Genomic DNA, 14,197 nt, shown 5'->3' with positions numbered 1-14,197 from the left:
TATAACCACTCAAGCGGCTGTCTTGCATCTAAAATGTGCGCATGACAATCAATTTCCACAACACGCATTTCGAGATCTCCGCATCTCGCATGGTCGAATGCCCGGGCGCCAGCGTCCCCGAGATCGTATTTGCCGGGCGCTCAAACGCCGGCAAGTCCACGGCCATTAACACCCTGTGCAAACAGCGGCAATTGGCCTATGCCAGTAAAATGCCCGGCCGCACCCAGCTTCTCAACTTCTTTCATGTCATTGAGCAGGCAGAGCCGATTGCACGCCTCGTCGACCTTCCTGGCTACGGTTTTGCGCAACTGGCCCAAACCAGTCAAAGCGTATGGGACAAAGAGCTGGGCAGTTACCTGGCCGAACGGCCAAGTTTGGTAGGCACAGTACTGATCGTCGACTGTCGTAGAGGTCTGCTTGAACTCGATTACGCCTTGATAAAATGGGTAGGGCATCGCCAGTTGCCTGTACACATTCTGCTGTCCAAGGCGGACAAATTCAACAGGCAAGAACAGGTGCTGGCCTTGCGCGCCACCCAGAAAGCCCTCGACCCTTATCGGGTGAACGGCCATGAAATCACGGTTCAACTGTGGTCAGCCTTGAAAAAAATCGGCATGGTTGAACTGGAAACCCAACTGTCAAACTGGGTCCGCCCCGCGGTATCCACCCCCGACATACCCGAAAACGAGCCGCCGACATCATGACCCAACATTTGTATCATCGCCCCCGGCGCCTGCGCCGAACAGACGCACTGCGCCGCTTGGTGTCAGAACACACTTTAAGTGCAGCCGACTTCATCTATCCCGTGTTCGTCATACCTGGCAGCAACAAACGTGAAGCAGTGGCCTCCATGCCCGGCGTCGAGCGACTGTCGCTCGACCTTTTGTTTGCCAAAGCCGAGCAATGCCTGGAACTGGGAGTACCGGTCATGGCCTTGTTCCCGGTCATTGAAACCGACAAAAAAACCACAGACGGCCTGGAAGCCACCAACCCTGAAGGTTTGGTTCCCCATGCGGTGCGTGAACTGAAAAAGCGCTTTCCAGAATTGATGTTGCTGACTGACGTCGCACTCGACCCGTTCACCAGTCACGGGCAAGATGGCCTGATCGACGACCAGGGCTATGTGCTGAATGACGAAACCGTTGAAGTGTTGCAAATGCAGGCTTTGGTACAAGCGCAGGCAGGCGTGGATATCGTCGCCCCCAGCGACATGATGGACGGTCGCATTGGCGCCATTCGCGAAACCCTCGAAGCGAACCGCTGCATCCACACCAGCATCATGGCCTACTCCGCGAAATACGCCTCGGCTTTTTACGGTCCCTTCCGCGACGCTGTGGGCTCCAGTGGCAACCTGGGCAAAAGCAACAAAAAAGTGTATCAAATGAATCCAGCCAACAGCAACGAAGCGCTGCTGGAAGTCGGCATGGACCTCGATGAAGGCGCAGACATGGTCATGGTGAAACCAGGCATGCCTTACCTGGACATTTTGTGGCGCGTGAAAGAGAAATTTGCCCGCCCCACTTTCGCCTATCAGGTCAGCGGAGAATACGCCATGATCAAGGCCGCCGCACAAAACGGCTGGCTTGATGAAAACGCAGTCATGCTCGAATCCTTGCTGGCCTTCAAACGCGCTGGCGCAGACGGCATACTGACCTACTTCGCACTCGACGCGGCAAAACTTCTGAAACAGGGTTAATTCGCATGGGAATCTGGACGCATCTGACTCAAGACAAGATCAAGAAGTTAAGTGATGCGCCCAACCAGCTGCCCGAGTCAGGGTTTCTATGGCTCGACACACAACTCGACGAAGAGTTGTCATGGCTGCCAACTGTGGAGTCCTTGCTGGGCTTCAAGCTGGATGAGCTGCACCTGGAAGACCTCGGCAACACCTTTCATCCCAGTCACTTCGACATTGGTGATGGCTACAACATTCTGATTATCCGGTCACTGTCCAGCAAACCCCTGTTTGACGAACACAATCGGCTCAGCATCAAAACACGCCCCGTATTTTTCGTCATTACCCCAAAGCTGTTGGTGACATTCCGGCCCAGAGACAGTCGCACATTTGCCATGGCCCGCAAATTCGTCGACAGCGCACCTGAAAAATCGCTGGATGAAATCGAAACTTTCCTGAAGTTCAAACGTGCGCCCGCCGGCACAGACGAGCTCATGATCCAGCTCGTCAGTAATCTTGTGGACCGTTTCATGGAAACCCGAATCGAAATTTCCGAGCAACTGGATCGCTGGCAACGCGATTTGCTGAACCCACGCAAACGCTTCCAGGACTGGAATGCCCTGCTTGCGGCCCGTAACGAAATGAATCGACTGGAATCCGTTGCCCAAGACCAGCGCGATGCGCTCACTGACTGGCAAGACGATCAGGAACGTGAAGGCCGCATGGCAGCCTCTCTACAAGTGAACGCACGCGACACGCTTGAACACCTCGAGCGAGTCGTCAGCCTTACCCGCCGTTTGGGCGCAAACACAGAAACTGCGGTGCAGCTTCACTTCTCGGCCACAGCACATAAAACGAATGAGATTGTCACCGTACTGACCATGCTGACAGCGCTGTTCATGCCGCTGACACTGATCAGCGGTATTTTTGGCATGAACTTTGAAGAAATGCCTTTCTTGAAAAACCCGAACGGATTCTGGATCAGCTTGGGGCTCATGGGCCTCTCCAGCGTCATTTCGGTCGCACTAATCTTCTGGATCAAAGGTCGAAATCACCTCGGCAAACCATGAGGCCACATCAACATCACAACCCAAGGCTGGGGCGAATCTGGTTCAAGGTCTGATCAAATCGCTTCGCATTCTGAAAACCAATGACCTGATGAATTGACTCTGTTTGCCTCGCTGGGAAAAACAAAATTGCAGGAGGTCCGAACAGGCTAAATTGCTTCAACAAAGCTTGGTCACCCGCAGTATTGTCGGTCACGTCCACCTGCACCAAACGAATACCCATGAGCTTTTCTTTGACCGAGCTATCAGTCAAGGTAAACAACTCAAACTCTTTACAACTCACACACCAATCCGCATAAAAATCAAGCATCACCGGCTGCGGGCTCGATTCAATCAAACTCAAAACATCCTCACTCCGCACCTTCTCAAACGCAGGCTTACCGGTTGAAAGCTGTTGGGACGTACCCTCCACAACGGCGCGCTGTCCATTCAAGCCAGCCAAAGGCTGAAGCAGACTGCTTGAGCCAGAAAACAGGCCCAACAGATAAATCAAAGCCAAAAGCGTAAACAGCAAACCGAAAGTTTTGCTGATCACCTTGCCTCTTGAGCCCATGGTCGCCATGCTGCTTGCGCCATGAAACAGCGCAGCAGCAGTCATACAGGCCAACAATGCCCACATCGCCATGACCAGCCAAACCGGTGTCACTGGCGTAATTGTCCATACAGCAACTGCCAGCAAAACAAAACCGAACGCTGCCGACACCCAACTCATCCAGGCTCCGGCTTTTGGCAAGGCAGCACCCGCACCGGCTGCGAACAATACCAAAGGCAAACCCATGCCCAGGGCCAGCAAAAACAAAGCTGCTCCGCCCAATACTGCGTCACCAGTTTGGCCGATATACAACAACGCACCCGCCAACGGGGGCGCAACACACGGACCTAACAACAACGCCGACAAAACACCCATAACCAACACCGGAATGAATTGCCCACCTTTCAGACGACCTGTTTTCTCTTGCAACCACCCTTGAAAACTCGCCGGCAATTGCAGTGAATATCCCATCAACAGCGCAACACCCAGCATCGCCAACACGCCACCAAACGCCCACAACACCGGTGGCTGTTGCATGGCCATGACCAGGCTTTGCCCGGTCAGCCCGGCTAGTACACCCAACAAAGCGTACGTCAGAGCCATACCCAACACATACACCAAGGCCAGAGCCATGGGCTTTGCTTTGCCCGCCCCGTGGCTACCAGCCTGCTGCCCGACCACCAAACTGCTGACAATTGGCAACATCGGCAAAGTACACGGTGTAAAAGCCAATAACAAACCCAAACCGAAAAATACCGGCAAGACCACCAGCCACGATTGAGCCGCCAGCCTGCTGGCCAAGTCGCCCGCTTCATCTGCAGGCAAACCAGCGCGGGATTGCTTGCTGTTTGTTGAGGGCAAATCAGACGTCTTTCCGAAGAATGCACCTACTCCACCACCTAACACCCCACCCAGCAATCCACTTTCCTTGAATACCACCGGCGTCGTCATAGGCGGGTAACACAACCCAGCATCCGCACACCCTTGGGAGATCATCACAGCTTTGGCCATATCCACAGGGTTATTACCCAAGCCATAGCGAATCTGAAACGCCATCTCACCCCGAAGTGCCTCAATTTCCTGATTCAAAAATTCATCAAACTTGCGATCGCCCCGAGGCAACTCAACAAATTCAAACACCGGCAAATTCATTGGGTTCTCAAGCGCAAAACGCTCACGGTACAGGTAATACTCAGGCGCAACTTTGGCGCGTACGTCGATCAGACAATCCTCAACACAAGCGGGATCTTGCACACTCAAAGTGAACTGAAAAGCCTCTTCTGGTGGCAAAAAATCATTGGCGCGCGCCTGGCTCAAACCCACCCACAAGTTTGCCAGCAGCAATAACGCTGGCAACATCCACCGCACAGCTCTGTCGCTCATGCCCCTACCCCCTTCTTGCCACTGGCAGCAATCCAGTCAAGGTAGGGCACATGCCCATCTGCAATTGGCAGCATGATTAACTCCGGCACATCATAGCCGTGCAAATGCGGCAAAGCTCTCTTCAATTCTTCGCATTGCGATTCCGAACACTTCATCATCAACATCCATTCCTTGGCCTGCTCGACCTTTCCCTGCCAGCGATACACCGACTCAATCGGGCCCACAATATTCACACAAGCCACCAACTGCTCGTCCACCAATCGATGGGCCAACTCACAGGCCCGCTCGTGTGACCCCACTGTCGAATAAGCCACCCAACAGCGTTCCGCCTTATTCCTCATGCGCCTTTCCGTTTAAACCTGCGTTCGGTCAAGAAGATCGCCAACCCTATTCCCACTGTCGCATAGACAGCCATTTGGGCTAAAAGTGCCGGCAACATGCTGAAATCGCGAGCATAAATACCCCGAAGCGCATCCACCACCACTGAAAGTGGCATGTAGTCAGCCACCCTCATTAACCATTCAGGCAACTGCTCCCTTGGGAAAAATGCGCCCGACAAAAATGTCATTGGCGTCACAACCAAGGTGAAATAGAACATAAAGAAATCGTAGCTGGGAGCCCTTGCGTTGATACACAGCCCAAACCCGGCAAACATCAAACAAGCAAGAATCAGCACTAGCCAGGACAAAATCCAGAACTGAACATCACCAATGCCCAAAAGCGCCACAATCAATAACATGGCTCCTGTGCTGATCAAACCTTTACTTGCAGCCCAACTGCATTCACCCAAAACCACCTCACGCAAACGAACCGGCGTGTTCATGATCACCTGCCATGTTTTTTGAGTGTGCATGCGTGAAAATGCAGAATACAACGCCTCAAATGTTGGCGCGTTCATCGCACTAATACAAACCGCGCCCACAGCGAGGTAGTTCAAGTAAGGCATGCCTCCCACATTGGGCAACATCGACCCAAGTCCCAATCCAAAAGCCATCAAGGCCATCACCGGATCGACTACATTGCCAAGCAGAGAGGGGAGCGCCAGCTTTCGCCACACCAAAAAGTTTCGGCGCCACACCTGAAATACCGCATGAAAATTAATCATCGCGCAAAGCCCTACCGGTCAAGGAGAAAAACACGTCTTCGAGATTTCCCGGGCGATAAATATAGTCCACATCGGATTGAGGCGAACCCTTCAGTGCCTCCAACATTTCATCCGCTTTTTCATTCCTGAAATAAAAAGTCTCGCCTCGCTGCTCCATCGGCTCATCCTCTGAACCCACAAGCTGTGTCACGCAACGCGCGGCGCCCGTACCCCATAACTCCAGCACTGCGTGGCCAACCACATTGCGAATCAGCGTCAGAGGTTTGTCACAGGCCACGATATCGCCGTGATCCAGTACAGCTACGCGATCCGCCAGTCGCTGTGCTTCATCCATGTAGTGCGTGGTTAAAAACATCGCCATGCCTTGGCGCTTCAGATCAACCAATCGATCCCAAATCACATGTTTTGCTTGCGGATCAAGGCCTGTCGTCGGCTCATCGAGAAACAGAACCTTCGGCTGATTGATCAAAGCCCTAGCCAGCATCAAACGTCTACGCATTCCACCTGACAAGGTGGCCACGGAATCATTCCTGCGGTTAACCAACTGCGCGAAACTTAACAGCAACTCTGCACGCTCGCGCAACTTGTCACCGTGTAGGCCAAAGTATCGACCAAACACCATCAAGTTCTCAAATACGGTGAAATCGGGGTCTAGTGCATCGTATTGCGGCACAACACCCACCTCCTGTCTGGCAAGGTGTCCGGCATCAGGAAGTCTCTTTCCCAACAACTCCACCACACCTGAATCTGCTTGCGCCAAGCCCAAAGCCAAGGCAATCGTAGTTGACTTTCCGGCACCATTGGGCCCCAGCAACGCCACACACTCACCGGCGCTTAGAGAGAAATTCAAACCTGTCAGTACATCGCGCCCACCATAGGTTTTGCGCACGCCACTCAAAGTCAATACAGTAGAACCAGCCACTTACCAGCATCCCCAACAACTGTCACCACAACATCGGCTTACAAAAGAAAATAAAAAAGCCGCGCTAGCATAAGCTAACACGGCTTTCTCACAACTGATCCCAGACCACTGACATTCAGCATCACTTGAAGCGGCAACATCGTTACCCCACCAAGTAATGTCAAATAGTTAGGCCTGCTCTTCAGCGATTTCTACGATCTCAGCAGTTTCCGGACGATCCACCAATTCAACCAAAGCCATTGGTGCATTGTCGCCTTTGCGGAAACCGAACTTCAGAACACGCATGTAACCACCTGGGCGAGCAGCGTAACGAGGACCGATCTCGTCGAACAGCTTCACAACCATTTCACGATCACGCAAGCGGCTAAATGCCAGACGCTTGTTGGCCAGTGTTGGCGACTTGCCCATAGTGATAATGGGTTCTGCAATTTTGCGCAGTTCCTTGGCCTTTGGCAGCGTTGTTTTGATCACTTCGTGACGCAACAAAGCGTTGGTCATGTTTCTAAACATTGCAAGGCGGTGGCTGCTGGTGCGATTTAGTTTACGCAATCCATGACGGTGACGCATTTTAAATATCCTTCAATCTAACAAACGCTAAGCTCAAGGCTTATCGAGACCGGCGGGTGGCCAGTTTTCCAATTTCATACCGAGTGTCAAACCGCGTGCGGCCAACACCTCCTTGATTTCGTTCAATGACTTGCGACCCAGATTAGGAGTCTTCAACAACTCGTTTTCCGTGCGCTGAATCAGATCGCCGATGTAGTAAATATTCTCTGCTTTCAAACAGTTTGCCGAACGCACAGTCAGTTCCAGATCATCGACTGGGCGCAACAGAATTGGATCAACCTGTGGCGCACGCTGCGAAACTTCAGGTTCAGCAGTATTTTCCAATGCTGCAAACACAGATAGTTGTTCGACCAGAATACGTGCAGCCAGACGAATTGATTCCTCAGGCGACAACACGCCATTGGTTTCAATCGACATCACCAAACGGTCCAAGTCGGTACGTTGTTCTACACGCGCGCTTTCGACGGCGTATGAAACACGCTTAACAGGGCTAAATGATGCGTCCAACACGATACGGCCAATTGCCTTGCTTGGCTCGTCAGGAAAACGACGAACTGAACCTGGCACGTAACCACGACCTTTCTCCACTTTGATTTGCATATCCAGCTTGCCGCCTTGCGACAAATGGGCAATCACGTGATCCGGGTTGATGATTTCCACATCATGAGGAAGCTCGATATCACCTGCAGTCACTACACCCTCAACCTCGCGCTTCAAAGTCACGGTCACCACATCTCGTGACTCCAACTTGAACACGATACCCTTCAGGTTCAACAACAGGTCAACTACGTCTTCCTGCACACCATCCAGAGTCGAGTATTCATGAACCACCCCAGCTATCGACACCTCTGTAGGTGCATAGCCGATCATGGATGACAACAGTACACGACGCAGAGCATTGCCCAGAGTGTGGCCATAACCACGCTCGAACGGCTCCATCACTACTTTTGCACTATTGGGGGCGACTGTCTCGACCTCAACAATACGGGGCTTCAGCAAGCTAGCATTAAACATTCAAAATCCTTTTCAATACCCTCGGCTCGTTACACCGATAAGGCTGGGGATCCCTGGGATCAGTTAATCAAATTAACGTGAGTACAATTCAACGATCAAGCTTTCGTTGATCTCTTGGGAGAGGTCAGCACGCTCGGGAACACTCTTAAAAGAGCCTTCCAACTTCTTCGCATCCACATTAACCCACAGGGGGAAACCCATCTGCTCGGCCAAAGTTACAGACTCAACGATACGTGCCTGTGTCTTCGACTTTTCGCGAATGGAAATAACGTCATTCAACTTCACAGAGTAGGAAGGAATGTTAACGGCCTTGCCATTCACCAAAATTGCCTTGTGGCTCACCAGCTGACGTGCTTCGGCGCGAGTGGAGCCAAAACCCATGCGATAAACCACATTGTCCAAACGAGACTCCAACAACTGCAACAATGTTTCGCCAGTATTGCCTTTGCGGCGTGAGGCTTCCGCGAAATAACGACGGAACTGCTTTTCCAGCACGCCGTACATGCGCTTTACTTTCTGCTTTTCACGCAATTGTTGACCATAGTCAGACGTACGAGCACCGGAGGTGCGACCATGCTGACCTGGCTTTGAATCAAGCTTGCACTTGGAATCGAGACTGCGGCGTGCACTTTTCAGACTTAAGTCTGTGCCTTCACGACGCGACAACTTACACTTTGGACCTGTATATCTAGCCACTTGAAACCTCTTTCATTACGCGATTTGACTCGCTTCAGTCCGTCAAACAATCTGACGAACAATGGTCTTAAAAAAATTAGATGCGACGACGCTTGGGAGGACGACATCCGTTGTGCGGGATCGGAGTGATGTCAGAAATACTGGTCACTTTGATACCCAATGCATTCAAAGCACGTACGCTAGACTCACGGCCGGGGCCTGGTCCTTTAATAAGCACTTCAACTGTTTTGATACCGCATTCCTGTGCAGCCTTACCCGCAACCTCAGCAGCCACCTGAGCAGCAAAGGGAGTCGACTTGCGAGAGCCCTTGAAGCCTTGAGCACCCGATGTAGACCAAGCCAAAGCATTGCCCTGACGGTCAGTGATCGTGATGATGGTGTTGTTGAATGATGCGTGTACGTGCGCAATACCGTCAGAAATATTCTTTTTGACTTTCTTGCGTGCGCGGTTATTCGCTGTTCCTTTGGCCATTTGGCTAACCTTCCTATGATTACCTGATTATTTCTTCAGTGCGATACCAGCACGCTTCGGACCCTTGCGAGTACGAGAGTTGGTGCGAGTACGCTGACCACGTACAGGCAGACCCTTACGGTGACGGAAACCACGATAGCAACCCAAATCCATCAAACGCTTGATGTTCATGGTTACTTCACGGCGCAGATCACCCTCAGTCAGGTACTTGCCCACTTCGTCACGCAGCTTTTCCAAATCTGCGTCGTCGAGGTCTTTAACCTTCTTGGACTCAGGAATTGAGGTCACTGCACAAATTTTCTTGGCGGTGGAACGACCAATGCCGAAAATAGCAGTCAGACCGATTACGGTATGCTGGTGGCTTGGAATGTTAATGCCGGCAATACGAGCCATTTAAATCCCCTTTTATTAACCTTGACGCTGCTTGTGGCGCGGCTCAGAACAAATCACGCGAACAACGCCTTTGCGCTTGATCACTTTGCATTTTCTACAAATCTTTTTTACAGATGCCTGAACTTTCATGGCGAAACTCCAAAAAGAACCAATTCATTTGGCTCGAAAAACAATTCGTGCTCTGGACAAGTCGTACGGCGTCAACTCAACCGTCACCTTGTCACCAGGAAGAATGCGAATATAGTTCATGCGCATCTTGCCTGATATGTGACCAAGCACCACGTGACCATTTTCCAATTTCACTCGAAAAGTGGCGTTAGGGAGGTTCTCTACTACCTCTCCCTGCATTTGGATAACGTCGTCTTTAGACAATCACTACCTCGTTAATCCAGAACCTTTGAAGCTTGATTTCTTCAACAGGCTGTCGTATTGCTGGGACATCACGTAGGCCTGAACCTGTGCCATGAAATCCATCGCAACCACTACAATAATCAACAGAGATGTACCGCCAAAATAGAACGGAACACTCAATCCCAAAACCAGGAATTCAGGCAGCAGACACACCAAAGTGATATAAGCTGCACCAATCAGGGTTAAACGAGTCAACACCTTATCGATGTATCGTGACGTTTGCTCACCAGGGCGAATTCCAGGCAAAAATGCACCGCTTTTCTTTAAGTTATCTGCCGTCTCTCTGCTGTTAAACACCAAGGCGGTGTAAAAGAAACAGAAAAACACGATCGCAGCAGCGTAAAGCAACATGTACAGAGGGTGTCCAGGAGAAAGAGTCTGTGACACCTCTTTCAAAAAACCAACCACTGCACCATCACCGGAACCAAACCAACTCGTCAAAGTTGCAGGCAGCAAAATAATGCTGGATGCAAAAATCGGAGGAATCACACCGGCCATGTTCAACTTCAGTGGCAAGTGCGAAGTTTGTCCCTGGTAAATTTTGTTTCCAACCTGTCGCTTTGCGTAATTCACAGTGATCTTGCGTTGACCGCGTTCAACGAACACAACCAAATAAGTCACAGCCACTGCGAGAACTACAATCATCAACGCAACAAGAGAGTTCATCGCACCAGTTCTCACCAGTTCAAACAACCCACCAATCGCTCCAGGCAAGCCAGCTGCAATGCCAGCAAAGATCAAAATCGAGATACCGTTACCCAAACCACGTTCTGTAATCTGCTCACCCAACCACATCAAAAACATGGTTCCAGTAACCAAAGAAACAGCCGTAGTAAATCGGAACGCCATACCCGGATCAATCACCAGACCAGCCTGGGACTCTAAGGCTATTGAAATACCAATCGCCTGAAAGGTGGCCAAAAAGAAAGTGCCGTAGCGTGTGTATTGGGTAATCTTGCGACGACCCGCCTCACCTTCCTTTTTTAAAGCCTCCAGCTGCGGAACCACCACACTGGCCAATTGCATAACAATCGACGCAGAAATGTAGGGCATGATGCCCAAGGCAAAGACGGTAAAACGGGACAAAGCCCCGCCCGAGAACATGTTGAACATGCCCAAGATACCGCCTTGCTGGCTATCAAACAGCTGCTTGAGCTGGGTAGGATCGATTCCAGGTACTGGAATGTGTGCGCCAATACGATACACAATCAGAGCCAACAACAAAAATACCAGACGCTTGCGCAAGTCGGTAAATTTGTTGGATGACGCCAATGTAGATGGATTAAAGGCCACGCGATACTCTCTTAAGCGTTAATGGTGCCGCCAGCTGCCGAGATGGCCTCTGCTGCGCCTTTCGTTGCCTTAATGCCGTTCAGTACCACAGCACGCTTGATTTCACCAGCCAGAATAACTTTCACTGACAAAGTTTGAGCGGGAACCAGACCAGCTTGCTTCAAAGTCAGAATATCTACGGTGTCTACGGCCAAAGTGTCCAGATCGGTCAAACGGATCTGAGCATTAAAGGCAGCGGTACGTGAAGAGAAACCACGCTTCGGCAAACGACGGTGCATTGGCATTTGACCGCCTTCAAAACCGACTTTGTGAAAACCGCCACTGCGTGACTTTTGACCTTTGTGACCACGGCCAGCTGTTTTACCCCAACCAGAACCAATACCACGGCCCACGCGCTTGCGGTTAAACTTACTGCCTGGTGCAGGTGCAAGTGTATTCAGTTCCATTATGCAGCCTCAACTTTCAACAGGTATGACACCTTGTTAATCATTCCACGCACTTCGGGCGTATCAACCAGCACTCGGCTGTGGTTCATACGACGCAGACCCAAACCGCGCACTGTTGCACGATGAGTTTCTTTGGTTCCGATAATGCTCTTAACCAACGTAACTTTTACAGATCCGCTCATGATTAAGCCTCAAATAACTTTTCAACTGACAGGCCACGCTTGGCGGCGATCTCAGCTGGAGTTTGCAACTTGCCCAAAGCGTCCAAAGTTGCGCGAACCAGGTTGTAAGGGTTCGAAGAACCATGGCTTTTGGCCACAATATTACGAACTCCAACAACTTCCAGAACGGCACGCATTGGACCACCCGCGATAATGCCGGTACCCTCTTGCGCCGGAGCCAGGAACACTTTGGATGCGCCATGCTGTCCGTACACAATGTGATGGATCGAACCATCGCGAAGCGACACTTTTTCCATTTGACGACGAGCCTGCTCCATGGCTTTTTGAACAGCCACAGGAACTTCACGGGACTTGCCTTTGCCCATACCCACGCTACCGTCACCATCACCAACTACGGTCAATGCTGCGAAGCCCAAGATACGGCCACCCTTAACAACCTTGGTCACGCGGTTAACCGCGATCATTTTTTCCTTAAGGCCGTCATCACGCGCTTCAGGCGCGGCATTTTTACCTTGCATTCTTGCCATGATCACTCCTTAGAATTTCAAGCCAGCTTCACGCGCAGCGTCAGCCAGTTCTTTAACGCGACCATGGTAGGCAAAGCCTGAACGGTCGAACGCAACTTCACTGATACCGGCAGCCAAGGCACGCTTGGCAATAGCAGCTCCAACCAATGCTGCCGCAGCCTTGTTCGAACCGGACTTACCATCCAGTTGAGCACGCAACTCTTTGTCATTGGTAGACGCAGCGGCCAACACCTGACCACCATCTGACGAATGAACCGCAGCGTAGATGTGGGAGTTGGTACGGAACACACACAGACGGGTTGCACGTGCAAGCGCAATACGACGTCTGGTTTGTTTTGCACGACGGGCACGTGCTTCTTGTTTAGTTTCCATGATTTACCTCTTGGCGCCTTATTTCTTCTTGGTCTCTTTGATAACCACACGCTCATCCGAATAACGCACACCCTTGCCCTTGTATGGCTCTGGTGGGCGGTACGCGCGGATTTCAGCGGCAGTTTGACCAATAACTTGTTTGTCGGCACCCTTCAAGACGATCTCGGTGGGTGTTGGCGTCTCAGCCTTCACGCCTGCTGGCAGCTTGTGAATGACAGGGTGGGAGAAACCCAGCGCCAGGTTGATCGAGTCACCCTGAACTGCAGCCTTATAACCCACACCCACCAACTGCAACTTGCGCTCGAAACCCTTGCTTACACCGTTAACCATATTGGCCAACAATGCTCGGGCGGTACCAGCCTGCGCATTTGCATCGGTTGTATCCACAACCGGCTTAACAGACAAAATGCCGTTTTCAAACACCGGCATAACCAATGAATTTACATTCAGTTTCAATTCAGCGTTACCGCCTTTCACTGAAACAACCTGACCACTCACAGTAACCTGCACGCTTGTAGGCACGGAAATGGGAGCTTTCGCTACTCTTGACATTTCATTACCCCTTTAAGCCACGTAGCAGATGACTTCGCCGCCAATACCAGTGGTACGGGCCTTGCGATCAGTCATCACGCCTTTGGAAGTTGAAACAATAGCCACACCCAAACCGTTCATTACCTCAGGAATTGCGTCTTTACCTTTGTAAATGCGCAAACCGGGCTTGGAAACGCGCTCGATCTTTTCGATCACTGGGCGACCAGCGTAGTACTTCAACTCAATTTTCAATACAGGTTTTGCGGACTCACCCACAATTGAGAAGCTCTCAATATAGCCTTCGTCTTTCAAAACTTGCGCAATAGCTACCTTCACTTTTGAGGAAGGCATCTCAACCGAAACCTTGTCAACACCCTGAGCATTGCGAATGCGGGTCAACATGTCGGCGATTGGATCACTCATACTCATAATTAGAACCCCTTACCAACTTGCCTTAGTGATTCCAGGAATCTCACCACGCATGGCAATTTCACGGATCTTGTTACGGGCCAAACCGAACAAACGGAATGTGCCGCGGGGACGACCAGTCAATTCGCAGCGATTGCGCTGACGAGTTGGGTTCGCGTTTCTTGGCAGCGCCTGCAACTA

21 protein-coding genes and 1 pseudogene are annotated in these 14,197 nt (G+C 51.3%); 3 read left to right on the top strand and 19 right to left on the bottom strand.

The annotated features are described in order from the left end of the window. Nucleotides 1–41 precede the first annotated feature (41 nt). Genes yihA through LMED105_RS06375 form a run of 3 tightly spaced genes read left to right on the top strand, consistent with a single transcriptional unit; the run spans nt 42 to nt 2,745 of the window. Entirely contained in the window at nt 42–704 is a 663-nt protein-coding gene (gene yihA, locus LMED105_RS06385) for a ribosome biogenesis GTP-binding protein YihA/YsxC (protein ID WP_040512608.1), read from the top strand. Continuing rightward, entirely contained in the window at nt 701–1,696 is a 996-nt protein-coding gene (gene hemB / locus LMED105_RS06380; RefSeq protein ID WP_008249437.1) for a porphobilinogen synthase, read from the top strand. Before yihA ends, hemB begins: the two co-directional genes overlap by 4 nt. Nucleotides 1,697–1,701: 5 nt before the next feature. After that, on the top strand, nt 1,702–2,745 hold the full coding sequence (locus tag LMED105_RS06375) for a magnesium transporter CorA family protein (protein ID WP_008249435.1): 1,044 nt from the start codon (nt 1,702–1,704) through the stop codon (nt 2,743–2,745). Nucleotides 2,746–2,758: 13 nt separating this feature from the next. On the opposite strand, the gene dsbD is transcribed toward LMED105_RS06375, so the two are convergent. The 19 genes and pseudogenes from dsbD to rpsN all read right to left on the bottom strand — a co-directional run. Next, nucleotides 2,759–4,657 carry a protein-disulfide reductase DsbD gene (dsbD, locus tag LMED105_RS06370; RefSeq protein WP_008249433.1) on the bottom strand — a complete coding sequence of 633 codons (1,899 nt, stop codon included), beginning with the start codon at nt 4,655–4,657 and terminating at the stop codon, nt 2,759–2,761. Beyond that, the gene (gene cutA, locus LMED105_RS06365) at nt 4,654–4,998 is read right to left on the bottom strand and encodes a divalent-cation tolerance protein CutA (RefSeq protein ID WP_008249431.1); all 345 of its coding nucleotides are present in this window, start codon (nt 4,996–4,998) and stop codon (nt 4,654–4,656) included. The genes dsbD and cutA overlap by 4 nt, the downstream gene beginning before the upstream one ends. Then, the gene (locus LMED105_RS06360) at nt 4,995–5,762 is read right to left on the bottom strand and encodes an ABC transporter permease (RefSeq protein WP_008249429.1); all 768 of its coding nucleotides are present in this window, start codon (nt 5,760–5,762) and stop codon (nt 4,995–4,997) included. The genes cutA and LMED105_RS06360 overlap by 4 nt, the downstream gene beginning before the upstream one ends. Continuing rightward, nucleotides 5,755–6,684, bottom strand: coding sequence for an ATP-binding cassette domain-containing protein (locus tag LMED105_RS06355; protein ID WP_008249427.1), 930 nt, complete (start codon nt 6,682–6,684; stop codon nt 5,755–5,757). The genes LMED105_RS06360 and LMED105_RS06355 overlap by 8 nt, the downstream gene beginning before the upstream one ends. A 168-nt stretch (nt 6,685–6,852) precedes the next feature. After that, a complete protein-coding gene (gene rplQ, locus LMED105_RS06350) occupies nt 6,853–7,251 on the bottom strand; it encodes a 50S ribosomal protein L17 (protein ID WP_008249425.1) in 399 nt (132 codons plus the stop codon). A gap of 33 nt (nt 7,252–7,284) precedes the next feature. After that, the gene (gene rpoA / locus LMED105_RS06345) at nt 7,285–8,265 is read right to left on the bottom strand and encodes a DNA-directed RNA polymerase subunit alpha (protein WP_008249422.1); all 981 of its coding nucleotides are present in this window, start codon (nt 8,263–8,265) and stop codon (nt 7,285–7,287) included. Nucleotides 8,266–8,337: 72 nt separating this feature from the next. After that, nucleotides 8,338–8,961, bottom strand: a complete 624-nt coding sequence (gene rpsD, locus LMED105_RS06340) for a 30S ribosomal protein S4 (protein ID WP_008249420.1) — start codon at nt 8,959–8,961, stop codon at nt 8,338–8,340. A 76-nt stretch (nt 8,962–9,037) separates the two neighbouring features. Then, nucleotides 9,038–9,433, bottom strand: a complete 396-nt coding sequence (gene rpsK, locus LMED105_RS06335; protein WP_008249418.1) for a 30S ribosomal protein S11 — start codon at nt 9,431–9,433, stop codon at nt 9,038–9,040. 27 nt (nt 9,434–9,460) lie between these two features. Continuing rightward, complete coding sequence (rpsM, locus tag LMED105_RS06330; RefSeq protein ID WP_008249417.1) at nt 9,461–9,826, bottom strand: 30S ribosomal protein S13; 366 nt, start codon at nt 9,824–9,826, stop codon at nt 9,461–9,463. Between the two features lie 15 nt (nt 9,827–9,841). After that, nucleotides 9,842–9,955: a 50S ribosomal protein L36 gene (gene rpmJ / locus LMED105_RS06325; RefSeq protein ID WP_008249416.1), complete on the bottom strand. Its 114-nt coding sequence runs from the start codon at nt 9,953–9,955 to the stop codon at nt 9,842–9,844. Nucleotides 9,956–9,979: 24 nt separating this feature from the next. Continuing rightward, the gene (gene infA / locus LMED105_RS06320) at nt 9,980–10,198 is read right to left on the bottom strand and encodes a translation initiation factor IF-1 (protein WP_008249415.1); all 219 of its coding nucleotides are present in this window, start codon (nt 10,196–10,198) and stop codon (nt 9,980–9,982) included. A gap of 3 nt (nt 10,199–10,201) precedes the next feature. Further along, complete coding sequence (secY, locus tag LMED105_RS06315) at nt 10,202–11,530, bottom strand: preprotein translocase subunit SecY (protein ID WP_050771173.1); 1,329 nt, start codon at nt 11,528–11,530, stop codon at nt 10,202–10,204. A gap of 11 nt (nt 11,531–11,541) precedes the next feature. Continuing rightward, nucleotides 11,542–11,976 (bottom strand): 50S ribosomal protein L15, encoded by a 435-nt coding sequence (gene rplO / locus LMED105_RS06310; protein ID WP_008249413.1) that lies wholly within the window; start codon nt 11,974–11,976, stop codon nt 11,542–11,544. Then, nucleotides 11,976–12,158: a 50S ribosomal protein L30 gene (gene rpmD, locus LMED105_RS06305; protein WP_008249412.1), complete on the bottom strand. Its 183-nt coding sequence runs from the start codon at nt 12,156–12,158 to the stop codon at nt 11,976–11,978. Before rpmD ends, rplO begins: the two co-directional genes overlap by 1 nt. 2 nt (nt 12,159–12,160) lie before the next feature. Further along, the gene (gene rpsE, locus LMED105_RS06300) at nt 12,161–12,685 is read right to left on the bottom strand and encodes a 30S ribosomal protein S5 (protein ID WP_008249411.1); all 525 of its coding nucleotides are present in this window, start codon (nt 12,683–12,685) and stop codon (nt 12,161–12,163) included. Nucleotides 12,686–12,694: 9 nt separating this feature from the next. Next, on the bottom strand, nt 12,695–13,057 hold the full coding sequence (gene rplR / locus LMED105_RS06295) for a 50S ribosomal protein L18 (RefSeq protein ID WP_008249410.1): 363 nt from the start codon (nt 13,055–13,057) through the stop codon (nt 12,695–12,697). Between the two features lie 18 nt (nt 13,058–13,075). Then, the gene (rplF, locus tag LMED105_RS06290; RefSeq protein WP_040512606.1) at nt 13,076–13,609 is read right to left on the bottom strand and encodes a 50S ribosomal protein L6; all 534 of its coding nucleotides are present in this window, start codon (nt 13,607–13,609) and stop codon (nt 13,076–13,078) included. 12 nt (nt 13,610–13,621) lie between these two features. Beyond that, the gene (gene rpsH / locus LMED105_RS06285) at nt 13,622–14,017 is read right to left on the bottom strand and encodes a 30S ribosomal protein S8 (RefSeq protein WP_008249408.1); all 396 of its coding nucleotides are present in this window, start codon (nt 14,015–14,017) and stop codon (nt 13,622–13,624) included. A 12-nt stretch (nt 14,018–14,029) separates the two neighbouring features. Then, nucleotides 14,030–14,197: pseudogene (gene rpsN, locus LMED105_RS16635) on the bottom strand (30S ribosomal protein S14); the annotation flags it as partial.

This window comes from Limnobacter sp. MED105 (assembly GCF_000170915.1).
Taxonomy (GTDB): Bacteria; Pseudomonadota; Gammaproteobacteria; order Burkholderiales; family Burkholderiaceae_B; genus Limnobacter.
This window is presented reverse-complemented; position numbering and strand designations above follow the sequence as displayed.